The sequence below is a fragment of the Niabella ginsenosidivorans genome (assembly GCF_001654455.1).
Lineage (GTDB): Bacteria > Bacteroidota > Bacteroidia > Chitinophagales > Chitinophagaceae > Niabella > Niabella ginsenosidivorans.
Window position 1 is genome coordinate 163,335 of the sequence record NZ_CP015772.1, and the last position, 15,060, is coordinate 178,394.

Consider the following 15,060-nt stretch of genomic DNA (forward strand, 5'->3'; position numbering starts at 1 on the left):
TTCAATCTTATGGCCCGATTCTCAGATCTCAATTCTCAATTCTCATATCATTCTGTTAACTTTGGCGGCACAAAAGCACAAAGATCGCCATGGAAGAGTTAATAAAAGCAGCCTGGGCCGACAGGGAATTGCTGAAAACCAGAAAGTATGAAAAAGCGGTGCATGATGTAATTGCCGCTCTGGACAAAGGTGAGTTGCGTGTTGCGCAGCCGGAAGGCAGAAAGTGGAAAGTAAATGAATGGGTGAAGCAGGCCATTCTGTTGTATTTTGGTATACAGAAAATGCAGACCTGGGATGTGCCGCCCTTTGAGTTCTATGATAAAATGCTGCTGAAAAAGAATTACAGGGATATTGGTGTGCGTGCCGTACCGCATGCAGTTGCGCGTTATGGCGCCTACCTGGCTCCCAATGTGGTACTGATGCCCTCTTATGTAAATATCGGGGCGTATGTGGGAGAAGGAACAATGGTAGACACCTGGGCTACTGTGGGCAGCTGCGCACAGATCGGTAAAAATGTGCATCTTAGCGGTGGCGTTGGTGTTGGAGGGGTGCTGGAGCCGTTACAGGCAAGCCCGGTTATTATTGAAGACGGGTGTTTCCTGGGCAGCCGTTCTATAGTGGTAGAAGGCGTGATCGTGGAAAAAGAAGCCGTGCTGGGGGCAAATGTAGTGCTTACACAAAGTACCAAGATCATTGATGTAAGCGGCAGCATTCCCATTGAAGGTAAGGGCAGGGTACCGGCAAGGAGTGTGGTTATTCCCGGATCCTATGCCAAGAAATTTCCCGCTGGTGAATACCATGTAAACTGTGCATTGATCATTGGCAAACGAAAAGCAAGCACGGATCTGAAAACCAGCCTGAACGATGCTTTGCGCGACTTTAAAATAAGCGTATAGCACCGCGGTATTTCAAAATATGGTTTGCGGATCCTGTTAAACCAGGTCTCAAATCTGATAGCTCAATGCTCAATTCTTGAAAGCGGTAGTCTATAAATCAACCGGTAGCTGGTACACCGTTAAGGATATAACGGGTAAGTTTCATAATGCCCGTATAAAGGGCGTTTTTAAAATTGATGGTATTACCAGTACCAACCCATTGGCCGTAGGCGATTGGGTAAATATTGAGCAGGAAGAAAGCGGGGAAGCCACCGCTATAATCACAGAAATTTTTCCACGGAATAATTATATTAACCGGCAGTCGCCGCGTATGAAACACCAGCAGCACATTATTGCTGCAAATCTGGATCAGTCTGTGCTGATCGCTACATTAAAAGAGCCACGCACCTCACAAGGCTTTATTGATCGCTTTTTAGTGGTTTGTGAAATGTACCATGTACCGGCTGTGGTGTTGTTTAATAAAACAGATATTTACCGGGAAAAAGAGTGGCACCGTTTTGAAGCACTATCTGCCATGTATACCTCGCTGGGTTATGGCATATATGCGGTAAGCGTAGAAAAGACGCAGGGGGTAGAAGCATTGCGGGAATTATTGCAAAACAAGACCACGCTGATCAGCGGCCATAGCGGGGTAGGAAAATCTTCCTTGATCAATGCCCTGTTACCGGACGAAGCCATTAAAACGCAGGATGTAAGCGGCTGGAGCGGAAAAGGAATGCACACCACCACGTTTGCCACCATGTACGACCTGCCCGGCAGTGGACGAATCATTGATACACCCGGCATCCGCGAACTGGCCATTACCAACCTGGACAAAGAAGAGTTATCCCATTATTTCCCCGAAATGCGTGCACGGTTAGAACATTGCCGTTATAACAACTGCACACATATTAATGAGCCGGATTGTGCCATAAAAGCTGCAGTAGCAAATGGGGAGATCTATGAGGAGCGCTACATCAGCTACCTTAACATTTTTGAAAGCATCGGAAATAAAAATTACTGATCTGTTAAAAAGTCGGCTAAAGACACTACTTCTATGCTTTTGCCATTGTTATTGATGGTGTCTGTTTGATTAACAGTGACGATCTTTCCCTTCTTTATATTAAAGAAATCCAGGGCCGTTGTCAACCCTGCTGTTTCCCGCTCCAGGTTATCTGCATTTAATTCATAGCAAGCCTGAATAACCTCTTTAGGTCTACCCTTCTCCATCGCTATAAAGTCACACTCACCTTTTTCAGTGAAATAATAAAGTTCTTTATATTTTCTACGTAAGTGAAGGTATACAGCGTTCTCCAGACTTCTTCCATTCTCATCGGTAAACACAATGGAGTTTTCTGTAAACATTCCCGGGTCTATTGTATATACCTTTTTCATATTCCGTACCTGTTTTTTAACGGAATGGCTGAACATAGGCAGGAATTGCACTATATAAGCATTTTCCAGGTAGGAAAAATATTCAAGAATAGTGCTGGTTGCCTTTATAGCGAACAGGCTTTTCAGATTATTGGCAGACACGGGTTTGCCAATATTGGATATAAGATATACGGCCAGTTGTTTCAAAGATCGTACATCCCTTACTCCATATCTCACAGCAATATCACGGTATAGAATATCTTCCAGGAGCTGATTCAGGATAAAGCCGTTGGCAGCTTTTATATATTCCGGAAAACCGCCCTGCAAAAGATATTGCCTGGAAGACCCTATCGTATTCTTTAGTTTTTTGAACGCTAAAAATTCATTATAGGAGAAAGGAAAAAGTTCTACAGATAAATGACGGCCTGTGAGCCGGGTACCCAGTTCACGGCTTAGCAAGGTAGCATTGGAGCCGGTGATCACTATTTTATAGTGCTGATCCAGCAGGTGTCTTATAAAGAACTCCCATTGATCCATGATCTGGATCTCATCAAAAAACAATACTTCAGGCTTCCGTTTTTTTATTTCACTTTCCAGTCTTGCAAAATCATTTTTCTCGAAACCTGCCAGGCGTGGATCTTCAAAATGAAGATAAAAAGCAGTATCAAAACAATTCTTCAACAATTGCAGCAACAAAGTGCTTTTTCCGCAACGCCGGATACCGGTAATGATCAAGGTATGCCGGTTGGGTACCGGTAATTGGGGTAATATTTCACGCTCAAGGCCTGTATGCTTTCCTAGAAAGTTTGCTGCCTGCGATTGGATCACTTCTGCTATCTGGCTTTGTAAAAGCATCCTGTCTTTTAGTGCAAAAAAAATATTATTTGTTACTAAACAATAATATTATTTTTTAGTAATGAAAAATATTGTTTTTTAATATCAAATAATAAGATTGTGATTCCATTAATATATTGATAATGAGTATAATACTGGATGGAAGGGTGAAAAGCGTGGTCCATAATTAGCGGGTACAGGGCAACCCGGATACTACCTGCATAGAAGCAGACTGCCAGAAATTATAAAGAGTTCAGCAGAATTTTATGTGGATATTATTTCTCAGCATATTGCTCAGCTTCGTTCGCATCATGGAACCAACTGGCGTATTTTACGTAATTGTTGGCAATGCGGTTAATTTCTCCATTTAGCAGGTCGGCTGAAATATCTTTTATCCTTTGTGCCGGCCGGCCGGCATAAACGCCACCGGCATTGCAAACGGTTCCTTCCAGTACCAGCGCACCTGCGGCAATAATACAATCATTATGAACTACAGCGTTGTCCATAATAATGGCACCCATACCCACCAGCACATTGTCATGGATAGTACAGCCATGTACTACTGCATTGTGCCCTATTGAAACATTGTTCCCGATGGTAGTGCTGGTTTTCTGGTAAGTACAATGAATGACCACGCCATCCTGCACATTTACTTTGTTGCCTATTCTTATGGAGTTTACATCTCCGCGCACCACGGTATTGAACCAGAAGCTGCAATCATCCCCTGCAATAACGTCTCCAACTATTGTAGCGTTGGGCGCTATAAAACAATTGTTGCCTATTTGCGGGTGTTTCCCTTCTACCGGTAATATTACTGCCATAAAAGATCATTTAAAGCTAAGATACAAAAATTAGACCGGGCTTTTGCTAAAGAGTGTATAACATTTTTACGGTTTGTATTCTTACCATAGCCGTTAATTTAAGGGCGGAAGCACGATTTTTGGGTATTGCTGTCAGGAACATTTCCTGAGGCCAAAGAAAAGCATCGTGCATGCCTGATCCGGTAAGCAGGCCGATGACACTCAGAGTTCCATAGGGGGTTCTTTAGGGCTTTTTGGTCAGCCCGTTCCATGAATCAGGCCGATGGCCTTTGGGCCTGAAAAGAGCGGCAGCATATTGTTTAGGAATTACTATCATGATGAGTACTGAGGCGTAGCCCCGGGCGGATGTGTTAGCAAAGAACCTCAGTTCGTTGTTAAGCTAACCGTAATAAAAGCTGAGCGCCGTAAGCTTGGGCCATAAGTTGACGGTAATAGTATTTTTACGAACTGCGGTGCCGCTCCATCACAAAAAAATGAGCTGTATTGTCTTGCTGCGTGTGCAGATCATTATTAACTTTAACCTGCCCATTTTTATAAAATTCATTTCAATACGAAACACGCTAAATAATAACATGCATGTATTTGTTACGGCTAACCGTTCCCTGAAATTCGTTTGTCTTCACTTTGTATGGATGCTTGTATTGCTTACTACAGCACAAACGAATGCACAGGAAACCGTAAAGATTACTACCCGCACAACGGATCTTACCCATACATTGTCAGAAACAGAAAAAAGAGCCTCAATGATCAGTTGTATGCAATAGAGCAAAGTACGGGCAGGCAGGTAGTGGTGATGAGGGTACTTACAACAGGCAGCCGGTCTGTTGAGACTACGCCACAGCAATGTTCCGGCAAAATCATATCGGCTCAAAAGAGCAGCGACAGCAGTAGCTTTTCCGGTGGCGGTGGCAGCAGCGGGGGCGGAGGCGCCAGTGGAAGCTGGTAACCTGTTACGGGCGGCAAGCTGCAGTACCAGGCACGCCGGTGGCAATTCCTTCTTCAAAAAAGCAGTATTCATAATCCGATTTGGTTATTTTTGTCCGATGCAGGATAAATTGGACCAAATTACAGACCTATTTATAAAATGGAGCGGCCATGCACCCGACACCATCGATATTTTACAGCAGGCCGGCAGTGAGCGGCGCTATTTCCGTATCTGGAAAGATGGTCGGTCTACCATCGGAACCTATGGCGCCAATATCAAAGAAAATGAGTCTTTCTTTTACTTTTCAGATGCCTTCCAGAAAAAACACCTGCCGGTAGCCAGGATCCTGGCTATTAGTGATGACCGCGCGTATTATTTACAGGAAGACTTTGGCACGGTATCTCTGATCAATCATCTTGAAAAAGACGGGGAAACAGATGTAGTATACCAACTGTATAAAAAGAGCCTGCACGAGCTGGCACGGGTTCAGGTATTAGGTGATCAGGGGCTTGACTATGACAAATGCCTAACCAATAAAGAGTTTGGCAAGCAGGCCATCATGGCTGATCTGCTTTATTTTAAGTATTACTTTTTAGATGCGCTGCGTAAGCCTTATGACAAACAGGCGCTCATTGATGATTTTGAAGCGCTGAGCACCTACCTGACGCATACGGATTATAAGTTCTTTATGATGCGCGATTTTCAGAGCCGCAATATACAGGTAATGGAAGATGACTCTGTTCATTTTATCGATTACCAGGGCGGCATGAAAGGTGCCCCGCAGTATGATGTGGCTTCTTTATTATGGCAGGCAAGGGCCAACCTGTCTGAAAGCTGGAAAGAAAACCTGCTGATGGATTATATGGATGGCCTGGAGCCCTTGCTGGAAAAGCCTTTGAACCGGGCTGTATTTGTAAGCCAGTACAATGGGTATGTACTGATCCGTTTGCTGCAGGTGCTGGGTGCCTATGGCTTCCGTGGGTTGTTTGAGCGAAAGGCTCATTTTTTAACCAGCATCCCCCTGGCATTAAGAAATTTGAAGTCTTTTATTACAAGGAATGCAATGGGTATTTCAGTGCCAGAGTTTGATAAGGTTTTGCAATTATGCATTGATGATGCAATCATACAACAGTTTACACCGGTACAGGCAACGGACAAAACACCGCTGGTAGTAAAGGTTTCCAGCTTCTCATTTAAGAAGGGGTTACCGGTAACAGATAACGAGAATGGCGGCGGGTTCGTGTTTGACTGTCGTGGTATTTTAAACCCGGGACGTATGGAAAGCATGAAAACAAAAACGGGCCGGGATAAAGAAGTGATCCAGTACCTGGAGCAGCAAACCAGAATGCCGGAATTTTTGCATAGTGTTTTTGATGTGGTAGATATAACGGTAGAAGATTTTATAAAGCGGAACTTCAGCAGCCTGACGGTAAGCTTCGGCTGCACGGGCGGTCAGCACCGCAGTGTATATGCCGCAGATGCACTAACCCGGCATTTAAAAAATAAGTTCAGGGTAAAGGTAGAGCTGAACCATTGGGTACAGGACGCGAGAGAGTGGGTAAACACGGGGCAATAGTCCACGCTCAATGGTTCATAGAGCAGTTGCCGAAAAAATGTTTCAGGTATGATTTCTCACTGGATAAATTTCAGTTATGGCATTCAAATTTGAAAGTTTAAAAGTATGGCTGATTGCAGCCGCTTTATCAAATGAAATCGACCTGCTTACAAAAGAGTTTCCGGTTGAGGAAAAATTTACTCTTTCTTTACAAATAAAAAGAGCTGCTGATTCTGTTGTTTTAAATATAGCAGAGGGTTCTACAGGGCAGCCCACACCGGAGTTTAAAAGTTTTTTAGGGCTTGCCTTACGTTCAGCGGTTGAAGTGGTTAGCGCTTTGCTCCTGGCAGGGATGAGAAATTATATAACAGAAGATGTAAAATAGAAATACTACGATGAGCACGAGCTTCTTTGTAAAATGATTACCAGTTTAAGAGATTCGATGCAGCAATGGGCTATGGGCTGGTTAGTATAGACTTTTCTAAAAAAAGTAACACAAATTTTATACGGAATAGGATGTAGCGTGTGAAATGATTTCTGGTTTCAGAGACGCACTTTAATAGATCAATTATTTGAATTCAAAACTATGGACAATGAACAATGGACAATGGATGCTCCCCAGGGCATGATCTTCTGTGCCGGCCTGGGTACCCGCTTTAAACCCTGGACGGATAAGCATCCCAAGGCATTGGCAGTGATCAACGGGAAAAGTTTATTACAGCGGAATGTGGAGTACCTGCAACAATACGGCATCAGGCATGTGATCGTAAATGTGCATCATTTTGCTGACCAGATCATTGAAGCTATTGAAAAAAACAAGGGCTGGGACAGTGAAATTGCGATCAGCGATGAAACCGATGCGGTGCTGGAAACCGGTGGTGGCTTGTTAAAAGCAAAACCTTTATTTAAGCCGGGTGAAAAATTTATTACCTGTAACGCAGATATTCTTACCGACCTGGACATTAACCGGCTGATCGACTTTCATGAGGCCAACAAGCCATTAATTTCCCTGGCGGTAGGTGAGCGTAAAACCTCCCGTTACCTGTTATTTGATGAAAACGACACGCTCTGCGGTTGGAGGAATATTGCCACGGGAGAGGAAAAAATAGCCCGCCGGGGCGCTACGCTCATTCAAAGATCATACGACTGTGTAGTGGTTTTTGAGTATGAGGTGTTCAGCCACATTCCGTTTACCGGCAAATTTTCGCTGATAGACTTATACCTGCACCTGGCCAAAACCCACATCATAAAAGGGTTCCGGCACCAGGCTGACCGTTGGATAGATGTGGGCAGGCCCGAAAGCGTGGCGCCGGCAGAGCAACTGTTTCCATAATCGTCAGTTGTTGTCGCCTTAAAAATTTATTTTACACGTTTGTTTCATAAAAAGGCAGAAAATAGAATACTTTGTTTATCAGCATATTCTTTCATTATTTTTCCTTTTATCGCAAGCCCTACTATTTACCTGTCCATGTATTATTGGAGCGGTCCCAGTCGTACATTTTTTTATTGGGGTCAATGGTTACCGAACTGATAGGGGAGGTGGTGGGCACATCAAAACTATAGATAGCGCTGCGCTGCCATATTTCTACCGGAAGGTTTATCGTTTGCTCCTTTCCATTGCTTTCCTTTATAAGCACCGTTACGGGCATAGGCATTTGCTGCAGGTTTTCTATAGTAATCGTAGCGCCATTGGCAGGCACACTGTTTTTATACTTTACTCCCTGCACGGCCTGGTCTATCTTCCAGTCGTTAAACACCCAGCCCCTCCAGAACCAGGCAAGATCTTCGCCACCTACATTTTCCATAGTGCGGAAAAAGTCCCAGGGTGTGGGATGCTTAAAGGCCCAGCGACTGATGTACTCCCGGAACGCTGCATCAAAGCGTTTTTCACCCAATACAGCATTTCTTAAGGCGTGCAGCATGAGTGAGGGCTTCAGGTAAGCTGCCACACCTAAACTCATCTGCTGGATCACATCCGGCTCTGTCAGCATAATGTCCATTTTATCATTAAAAACCATGCGTACCATTTGCTCATTGGTAGGATCTCCAAAAAAGCTTTGCTGTTTAAACTCCCCGTTATTGAACGCTTCTGTAGAAAGATCATTAATAAATGTATTAAAACCTTCGTCCATCCATGCATATTTGCGCTCATTGCTGCCAACGATCATCGGGAACCAGGTATGCCCGAATTCATGATCCGTTACGCCCCAAAGGTCTGCTCCCATTGATTTGTAGCTGCAAAAAACAATGCCGGGGTACTCCATTCCGCCTACAGTGCCGGCCACATTGGTAGCTGCCGGGTAAGGAAATTCAAACAGTTTTTTTGAGTAGAACTCTATAGCTCCTTTTACCATTTCCGTACTGCGCTGCCAGCCGTTTGTTCCCATGCTTTCCACCGGATAAGCGCTCAGCGCGAGCGATTTTTTACCGCTGGGCAAATTGATCTTTGCACCATCCAGCACAAAAGCTTTTGAAGCGCCCCAGGCCACATCCCTTGCATTTTGTATTTTAAACCGCCAGGTAGTAGTGCCTTTTTTTGCGCTGACGCCGCTTTTGCCGATTTCGTCCGCGCTGCGGATCATTACTGTTTGATCACTGTTCTTTGCTGCTGCATAACGTTTTGTTTCTTCTGCCGTAAAGCATTCAGCCGGATTCAGCAACTCCCCGGAACCGACAATGATCATGTTTGCTGGGGCTGTTACGCTAAAATTAATATCCCCGTATTCCAGGTAGAACTCTCCCTGGCCCAGGTAGGGAAGCAGGTTCCAGCCCTGTACATCGTCATATACCGCCATGCGCGGAAACCATTGCGCTATTTCATAGATCCACCCGTTCCGGGTATTCAGCCGCCCCATACGGTCGCTCCCGTATTCAGGCACTTTAAAAGAATATTCGATCGTCAGCTTTAGCTTTCCACCTCCTGCTTTTAACGGGTTATTCAACCATACCTGTGTGCGTGTGTCTGCTGTATTGTACTGTGGTGTATATTTTTTGCCCCCCTCTTCAATGCTTATTGAGGAAATAACATCGCCCTCTGTAAAGGTGGAGTTGGCCCAGCGGCCACCGGCAGCGGTTGTGGTTGCCGTGGCGCGTGAGTCTTTACGATAAATGTTCTGATCTGTTTGCAGCCATAAAAACTTCAGGTTATCCGGGCTGTTGTTGGTGTATAAAATTTCCACTTTTGCCGTAACCGTATGACTGGTAGTATCCAGCGTGCTGGTAATGTTATAATCTGCCCGGTTCTGCCAGTATTTTGGGCCCGGCTCACCGGCAGCGCTCCTGTATTCATTTCCCGCAGAAGGGTAAAAGAAAGGTGCAAACGCTTCTGTATTACTGTACTTCGACTGGGCAAAAACAGCCACAGAAAAAATACTTACTACAATAAATAATCCGCCTTTTTTCATTTTCATTTCTCATTTATTGAGTGAATGTAATGAAAATAACAAAAGTGTTTCAACAAACCTGCCTGAAACGACCTGTATTTTTTATTTTTAAGGCCTGCTGTAGGCTTCTGCCACCCAGGTAAATGCGGTTCCATCCTTGCGGGTATAGCCAACACCCGGCCAGCTAAGATGATAGCCCAGTGCGCGGGTCTTTGTTACAGCCAGTTGCTCCATTATCTTTTTTCTTGAGGCTATAGCCAGGTCCAGATCTGTATCGCCAGAGAAGCCCCATTCCGGGTGCGGGAATAATAAAATATCTGAATGTACCAGGTCTGCCACGTACAGCAGCCTTTTATTACCCGATTGAATAGTGGTTAATGTGAGCCCGGGTGTATGCCCCGGTGCCAGCTGAAAGCTAAAGGTACCATACAACGGCTTTTCAAAATCGTAATAATTCAGCAGCGGCTTTATGGTAGTGAGCAGGTGCTGTACCTTCGGAATAAACATATTTAAAAATTCCGGTTCTTTCTTTAAGGCACTGTTGTTAAAATCCGCCAATGTCGCTTTCATCCAAAAATCATGCTCCGTTTTAGCAATAAAGATCTTTGCATTAGGGAACACCAGCTGGTCCTGCTCATTTATAACGCCACCGATATGATCCGGGTGTGCATGGGAAATAAACACATCAGTAATCTGGTCCGGAGAAAAGCCGGCTGCTCCCAGGCTTTTTAATAACAGGCCGGTATTATCATCAGCAAAGATGCCCATGCCGGTGTCCAGCAATATGAGCCGGTCCTTTGTTTTTATTAAGGGCACATTCATGGCCATATCAATGTGCTCTGTGCTGCGGAAGTGCTCTGCCAGTAACTGCCTTAAAGCGGCAATATCTGCGCGGGGCGCAAAGTGGGTGCTTTTGTCCTGCAGGAATCCGTCTGTTAACACATAGAGCTCCAGGTCGCCTATCTGTAATTTTTTAAATCCGCCTGCTATTTCCTCTTTTGCCGCTTCTTTTTTTGTTGCTGCGGATAATTTTCCAAAAGGCAATGACGCTGCCAGGCCGGCAAACGTCATGCTGCTTAACATTCTTCTTCTGTTCATAATTATTTTGTTTAACAGACCTATAGGGTTTCAAAAATCTTATAGGTCTTTATTTTTCAACTTTATAACCTGCTGGTGAAACTTCACAAAAGCTTCTACAGAACCGAACCATTGTATTACTTCATCTCTTTTTAAAAAAGTAGGCTGGCCGTTTACCAGCGAAGGATAACTATCAAATTCCCAGGCTCCGATATACTTTGTAAGGCCGTGGTGCACGGCGTTTTTATGAATGTAGAAAATAAAGTTATTGACCGATGACTCCTTTTCTGCCCTGGATCTTTTCATATGATCCATAAACAGCCCACCCATCCTGGAATACATTTTATTAAATGCCTTTGTGTACCCATTTAACCAGTTGCTGAATTGCTGCATTACAAACCGGGGCATATCATCCTTTAACGGATCAAAAATTGTTTCTTTTTTCTGGTAATAGAAGTCTTCAAGCTGTTTTTGTATTTTTATCCTTACCAAAAGGTGAAAATGATTGGGAAGCAGGCTATATGCGTAAATATCTGCGACCGGCAAAATATGCTGCTCCATTTTCCTGAGGAAATACCGGTAGTTTTCTTTTGAAAGAAATAATTTTTCACTTCCAACAGCCCGGTTGAACAGGTGATAGCAATTATTTTCAATTAATGGTGGGTGTTGATCAGGCATGTTTAAAGTTAAGAAAATCTTTATAAATCTATAAGGTCTTCAAGACCTTATAGATTTTACGAAGACCTAATGATTCACCAGTTTCATAGCCCCCTCGCTATAACGGGCACCGGTATTGGGGTATTTTTTTAGCAGAGCCTCAATAGCATCAAGGTCGCTTTGTGTTAATACCACGTCAACGGCGACAGCATTTTCTTCCAGGTACTTCCTTTTCTTGGTACCGGGAATGGGAATGATGTCTTCCCCCCGGGCCAGTACCCATGCCAGGGCCAGCTGCGCGGGTGTGCATTGTTTTCCGGCTGCCAGGGCTGCAAACCCGCCCACCAGTTGGTTGTTGTTTTCAGCCACATCTTCCTGGTAACGCGGTAAAGTTCTCCTGAAGTCGTCCGCTGCCAGTGTTTCCGTATTGAGCGTATTGGTAACCAGCCCGCGTGCAAGGGGTGAATAAGGTACCAGACTGATGCCCAGTTCCCTTACGGTATCGAGGATCTCTCCTTCCACATCTCGGCTCAGCAAAGAATATTCGCTTTGCAAAGCGGCAATAGGATGCACCGCATGTGCCTTACGGATGGATGCGGCAGAGGCTTCACTCAACCCCAGGTAGCGTACTTTTCCCTGCTTTACCAAGTCGGCCATGGCCCCCACCATTTCCTCCACGGGCACGTTCGGGTCGATCCTGTGTGCATAATACAGATCGATGGTATCTATTTTTAAGCGCTGCAAACTCTTATCCACCGCCTGTTTCAGCCACTCCGGCCGGCCATCAAAATAAGTTCCGGCGCTGCTGCTCGGGCCGGCAACACCGTCTTTAAAGCGAAAACCAAATTTGGTGGCAATAAATACTTTATCCCTGTTAGGCACCAATACTTTTGATACCAGCTCTTCATTGGCTCCATTGGCATACATATCTGCCGTATCCCAGAAATTAATCCCCAGGTCCAGGGCTTTATGCAAGGTGGCAATGCTTTCCGCATCATCAGTAGGGCCATAGGCAAAACTCATGCCCATACAGCCTAATCCTATTGCGGATAACTGTTCTCCTGTTTGTCCTAATGTTCTGTATTTCATAATTCTTATTTTTTAGTTTGATGATAATTTGAAATAATAGCCCATAGTTGATGGTTCATAGTTCATGGCCTTCTGCTATGATCCATGAATCATTGCTGCTGTATGCACACAGGTACAAGCGAGCGTGGCAAGAAAGCTGATAGCATTACTGCTGCTGACCCAATAAAAAAGAGCTAAAGTAAATGCCTATTGCTGCTTTGCTTGGTGCTTTAATAAGAACTGCAGGATGAAAAATGAAAGGACGCCCATTGCCAGGTAGCCCCAGCCCAACACCATCTGTGATCCCGGATGCAGGGTGCCCACCACCGCATAGCTTGCAACAGCAGTAAGGATAAAATTAGTGCCCCCGGCGAGGCCGCTTGCCAAACCGGCCATTTGCGGAAAACGCCCCAGGCAATAGGCAAAATAATTGTTGAAGATGAATCCTACACAGGCATGTATAAGAAATGCAAATACAATCAATGTGTAAATATTCTGTAGAATACCTACGCTTCCGATCATTACTAATGTAATCAATAATTGTACCGCATTGCTTAGCCGTAGCTTGGGCAAAAATGGTTTATGCAGGGTTGCTTTCCCTAAAAAGCCTCCGCTCATCCAGGCCAGGCCCATCACCAATGCTGCATATCCTGCTACCACGGGTGAGTAATGCATTTGATGCTCAATAATAAAAGCGCCGGCAAGACCAAAGATCATGGTAGTGCCATAACACAGTCCGCAGATAAACAGCCCGTATAAAAACCTCCGGTTGCTTAACATGTATTGATAATCCCTGATGATGACGCGCCATTTAAAAGACCGGAAAACGGGTACGGTTTCTCCGGAGAATACCCACTCCAGCAATAACATCATGCTTCCATAAATGGCCAGCACATAAAAGTTGGCCTGCCAGTTAAAATACTGCTGCAGGTAACCCCCGATGAATGGTGCTATTACCGGCGCGGAAGACCATACGATAGACATCAGGCTGAGATAATGTTTGCGTTCATCCCCCTCATATACGTCCACAAAAAATGCGCGTTTGGCCACTACAATAAAGCCCGTGGTAATGCCCTGCACAATACGCATGGCGTAGATCACTTCTATTTGCCGGGTATAAATGATCACAAAATTGCTGATGATAAAAACCGCCAGGGAAACAAGCGTAAGCCGGAACCTTCCAAAACTATCAATAAGACTGCCCGTAATAAACTGTGCCAGCCCATAACTTACCAGGAATAGGGTAAGAGTCAATTGAATGGCTCCTTCCCGTTGTTGCAGGTCTGCTGCCATATGCGGCAGGGAAGGAATATAGATATCCGTAATCAAGCCGGATAAAGGGATCAATAAAAAAGATATAAAAGTAGCAATGCGCTTATTTTTCTCCTGTAACTTTTTTACTTCTACCCATCGTTGTTTTTGCAAGATTACTGCATCAGACATAGCGTTCACTTTTTAGGTCAACAAAATTAGATGGCCGGACAGGATTCCGTGTTACGCTGATCAAACCAATACTTACAAAAATCAAACAATTGATTTCCGGAGGGCCGCAGGGCTTTGACCGGTTTTTTTCTTATAAAAATTGGTAAAATGCGCCGGGTATTCAAAACCAAGGCTGTACGCTATTTCCGAAACATTCCAGTCCGAATGCAGCAGCAGCGCCCGGGCCTCCTTTAAAATGCGGTCAGAGATATGGGCAGAGGTGGTTTTACCGGTAGCCTCCTTTACGGAGCGGTTTAAGTGGTTTACATGCACAGAAAGGTGCCGCGCATAATGCTGTGGGGTGCGCAGTTGCACTATCCGGTCCGGTTCATCAATCGGGAACTGCCGTTCCAGCAGTTCCAGGAACAGATTGGTGATACGGGCGCCGGCATTGGTGCTTTTTTCAAAGGTATCGGCCACGCACCATTTCATGGCCTCATGAATAACCAGATGCAGGTAATTGCGCAGCATACTGAATTTGTGCATATAATCCGACTGCATTTCCTGCTCCATTTTGCGGAAGATGGTGCTTATTTCCTGTTGTTGCTGCTCATTCAAAAAATAAACAGGGCGGGCTCCGGTTTTAAAAAGCGGGGTATCCTGCAGGCTGGTTACCCGTTTATCCTGCAAAATAAAATCTTCTGTAAACAGGCAGAACCAGCCTTTTTGTTCGGCAGATTCCGCTTCCCAGGAATATGGGATCATAGGGTTGGAGAACATCAATGCCGGGCGGTCAATATAGATCCACTCATTGGCATAATGTAATTTGCCGGTTCCAATGATATAGGATACCTTATAAAAATCGCGCCGGGAGTAGCTGGTTACGGCAGAACAGGAGTCTCTTGAAAAAATATTAAAATGCCCCAGACCTGCATTTTGCAGAGAGTGTTTAGGCAGCTGTTCATTTACCCTTTTATAAAAATCCTCAACGGTTTCTGTTTTATTCATGGGTTAAAATTACACAATTCAAATAAAATGATCTTATCTGCAAGCTTTTAAGCCCATCAGT

At 44.6% G+C, this 15,060-nt stretch carries 15 protein-coding genes; 7 read left to right on the top strand and 8 right to left on the bottom strand.

The window, feature by feature from the left end; translation table 11 throughout:
• The first annotated feature begins 89 nt into the window (after nt 1–89).
• A complete protein-coding gene (locus A8C56_RS00730) occupies nt 90–896 on the top strand; it encodes a 2,3,4,5-tetrahydropyridine-2,6-dicarboxylate N-succinyltransferase (RefSeq protein WP_218917224.1) in 807 nt (268 codons plus the stop codon).
• 76 nt (nt 897–972) lie between these two features.
• Complete coding sequence (gene rsgA, locus A8C56_RS00735; protein WP_067750792.1) at nt 973–1,899, top strand: ribosome small subunit-dependent GTPase A; 927 nt, start codon at nt 973–975, stop codon at nt 1,897–1,899.
• Here rsgA and A8C56_RS00740 read toward each other — a convergent pair.
• Nucleotides 1,893–3,104: an ATP-binding protein gene (locus A8C56_RS00740; protein ID WP_067750795.1), complete on the bottom strand. Its 1,212-nt coding sequence runs from the start codon at nt 3,102–3,104 to the stop codon at nt 1,893–1,895. The genes rsgA and A8C56_RS00740 overlap by 7 nt on opposite strands.
• 254 nt (nt 3,105–3,358) lie before the next feature.
• Nucleotides 3,359–3,904 carry a gamma carbonic anhydrase family protein gene (locus A8C56_RS00745; RefSeq protein ID WP_067750797.1) on the bottom strand — a complete coding sequence of 182 codons (546 nt, stop codon included), beginning with the start codon at nt 3,902–3,904 and terminating at the stop codon, nt 3,359–3,361.
• Between the two features lie 473 nt (nt 3,905–4,377).
• Here A8C56_RS00745 and A8C56_RS24740 point away from each other — a divergent pair, with 473 nt between their 5' ends.
• The 5 genes from A8C56_RS24740 to A8C56_RS00765 all read left to right on the top strand — a co-directional run bounded on the left by A8C56_RS24740 (nt 4,378) and on the right by A8C56_RS00765 (nt 7,717).
• The gene (locus tag A8C56_RS24740) at nt 4,378–4,668 is read left to right on the top strand and encodes a hypothetical protein (RefSeq protein ID WP_071609306.1); all 291 of its coding nucleotides are present in this window, start codon (nt 4,378–4,380) and stop codon (nt 4,666–4,668) included.
• Nucleotides 4,656–4,850, top strand: a complete 195-nt coding sequence (locus A8C56_RS24745; protein ID WP_179946940.1) for a hypothetical protein — start codon at nt 4,656–4,658, stop codon at nt 4,848–4,850. The genes A8C56_RS24740 and A8C56_RS24745 overlap by 13 nt, the downstream gene beginning before the upstream one ends.
• A 97-nt stretch (nt 4,851–4,947) precedes the next feature.
• Nucleotides 4,948–6,405, top strand: coding sequence for a RapZ C-terminal domain-containing protein (locus tag A8C56_RS00755; RefSeq protein WP_067761389.1), 1,458 nt, complete (start codon nt 4,948–4,950; stop codon nt 6,403–6,405).
• A gap of 76 nt (nt 6,406–6,481) precedes the next feature.
• The gene (locus tag A8C56_RS00760) at nt 6,482–6,769 is read left to right on the top strand and encodes a four helix bundle protein (RefSeq protein WP_218917225.1); all 288 of its coding nucleotides are present in this window, start codon (nt 6,482–6,484) and stop codon (nt 6,767–6,769) included.
• Between the two features lie 201 nt (nt 6,770–6,970).
• Entirely contained in the window at nt 6,971–7,717 is a 747-nt protein-coding gene (locus tag A8C56_RS00765) for a nucleotidyltransferase family protein (RefSeq protein ID WP_245645704.1), read from the top strand.
• A 121-nt stretch (nt 7,718–7,838) separates the two neighbouring features.
• Here the strand turns inward: A8C56_RS00765 and A8C56_RS00770 are convergent, their stop codons facing one another.
• From A8C56_RS00770 to A8C56_RS00795, 6 genes are all read right to left on the bottom strand, one after another.
• On the bottom strand, nt 7,839–9,788 hold the full coding sequence (locus tag A8C56_RS00770; RefSeq protein ID WP_067761395.1) for a M1 family metallopeptidase: 1,950 nt from the start codon (nt 9,786–9,788) through the stop codon (nt 7,839–7,841).
• 87 nt (nt 9,789–9,875) lie between these two features.
• Nucleotides 9,876–10,865, bottom strand: a complete 990-nt coding sequence (locus A8C56_RS00775; protein WP_067750803.1) for an MBL fold metallo-hydrolase — start codon at nt 10,863–10,865, stop codon at nt 9,876–9,878.
• A gap of 39 nt (nt 10,866–10,904) precedes the next feature.
• Nucleotides 10,905–11,522, bottom strand: coding sequence for a hypothetical protein (locus tag A8C56_RS00780; RefSeq protein WP_067750806.1), 618 nt, complete (start codon nt 11,520–11,522; stop codon nt 10,905–10,907).
• 66 nt (nt 11,523–11,588) lie between these two features.
• Nucleotides 11,589–12,590 carry an aldo/keto reductase gene (locus A8C56_RS00785; RefSeq protein WP_067750808.1) on the bottom strand — a complete coding sequence of 334 codons (1,002 nt, stop codon included), beginning with the start codon at nt 12,588–12,590 and terminating at the stop codon, nt 11,589–11,591.
• A 186-nt stretch (nt 12,591–12,776) separates the two neighbouring features.
• On the bottom strand, nt 12,777–14,012 hold the full coding sequence (locus tag A8C56_RS00790) for a multidrug effflux MFS transporter (protein WP_067750811.1): 1,236 nt from the start codon (nt 14,010–14,012) through the stop codon (nt 12,777–12,779).
• An 81-nt stretch (nt 14,013–14,093) separates the two neighbouring features.
• Entirely contained in the window at nt 14,094–14,999 is a 906-nt protein-coding gene (locus A8C56_RS00795) for a helix-turn-helix domain-containing protein (protein WP_067750813.1), read from the bottom strand.
• Nucleotides 15,000–15,060: the final 61 nt, after the last annotated feature.

What these genes read in the sequence shown, in the direction of transcription:
- A8C56_RS00730 (WP_218917224.1), top strand. Translation starts at nt 90, where the DNA reads ATGGAAGAGTTAATAAAAGCAGCCTGGGCCGACAGGGAATTGCTGAAA.
- A8C56_RS00740 (WP_067750795.1), bottom strand. Translation starts at nt 3,104, where the DNA reads ATGCTTTTACAAAGCCAGATAGCAGAAGTGATCCAATCGCAGGCAGCA.
- A8C56_RS00745 (WP_067750797.1), bottom strand. Translation starts at nt 3,904, where the DNA reads ATGGCAGTAATATTACCGGTAGAAGGGAAACACCCGCAAATAGGCAAC.
- A8C56_RS24740 (WP_071609306.1), top strand. Translation starts at nt 4,378, where the DNA reads ATGAGCTGTATTGTCTTGCTGCGTGTGCAGATCATTATTAACTTTAAC.
- A8C56_RS00755 (WP_067761389.1), top strand. Translation starts at nt 4,948, where the DNA reads ATGCAGGATAAATTGGACCAAATTACAGACCTATTTATAAAATGGAGC.
- A8C56_RS00760 (WP_218917225.1), top strand. Translation starts at nt 6,482, where the DNA reads ATGGCATTCAAATTTGAAAGTTTAAAAGTATGGCTGATTGCAGCCGCT.
- A8C56_RS00765 (WP_245645704.1), top strand. Translation starts at nt 6,971, where the DNA reads ATGGACAATGAACAATGGACAATGGATGCTCCCCAGGGCATGATCTTC.
- A8C56_RS00770 (WP_067761395.1), bottom strand. Translation starts at nt 9,788, where the DNA reads ATGAAAAAAGGCGGATTATTTATTGTAGTAAGTATTTTTTCTGTGGCT.
- A8C56_RS00775 (WP_067750803.1), bottom strand. Translation starts at nt 10,865, where the DNA reads ATGAACAGAAGAAGAATGTTAAGCAGCATGACGTTTGCCGGCCTGGCA.
- A8C56_RS00780 (WP_067750806.1), bottom strand. Translation starts at nt 11,522, where the DNA reads ATGCCTGATCAACACCCACCATTAATTGAAAATAATTGCTATCACCTG.
- A8C56_RS00785 (WP_067750808.1), bottom strand. Translation starts at nt 12,590, where the DNA reads ATGAAATACAGAACATTAGGACAAACAGGAGAACAGTTATCCGCAATA.
- A8C56_RS00790 (WP_067750811.1), bottom strand. Translation starts at nt 14,012, where the DNA reads ATGTCTGATGCAGTAATCTTGCAAAAACAACGATGGGTAGAAGTAAAA.
- A8C56_RS00795 (WP_067750813.1), bottom strand. Translation starts at nt 14,999, where the DNA reads ATGAATAAAACAGAAACCGTTGAGGATTTTTATAAAAGGGTAAATGAA.